This window comes from Halorubrum sp. Atlit-28R, from assembly GCF_003665955.1.
Lineage (GTDB): Archaea > Halobacteriota > Halobacteria > Halobacteriales > Haloferacaceae > Halorubrum > Halorubrum tropicale.
This window is the reverse complement of sequence record NZ_QPLS01000216.1, coordinates 1-461: the sequence shown is the minus strand read 5'-3', so window position 1 is coordinate 461 and position 461 is coordinate 1. Positions and strand designations below refer to the sequence as shown.

The following is a 461-nucleotide window of genomic DNA, read 5'->3' as shown; positions in this document are numbered from 1 at the left end:
CCGGTCGGTCGACGACGAGACGCTCGACCCCGGCGAATCGGCCGTCGTCTCGGTCGAAATCACCGGCGACGAGGCGACGAACTTCACCGTCGTCGAGGAGTTCAACCCCGGCTTCGCGTCGGTCGACATCGTCGACGCCGACGGCGCGGACTTCTCCGGGGTGCGCGACGCCAACGACGAGCTGTTCGCCACTTACGGCGACCGCGAGAACGTCACGCTCCAGTATCGCGTGACCGCCGGCGAGGACGTGGACGAAGACGCCTCGTACCGGCTCAACGGGTTCACCCAGTTCGACGCCGACGGCAAGGAGATGAGCGTCGACGGCGTCGAGACGCTCGCGGTCGGTTCCGACGACGACGCCGGTGGCGGCGGTGGTGGTGGTGGCGGCGGCAGTGACGATGACGACGACGATAGAGATGACGACGATAACGACGAGAGTGATGATGACGATACGGACGACG

Annotated in this window: 1 pseudogene; it reads left to right on the top strand. The window is 66.6% G+C overall.

Annotation, left to right across the window (positions count from 1 at the left end):
• Nucleotides 1-461, top strand: a pseudogene (locus DVK06_RS17615) (hypothetical protein); the annotation flags it as partial.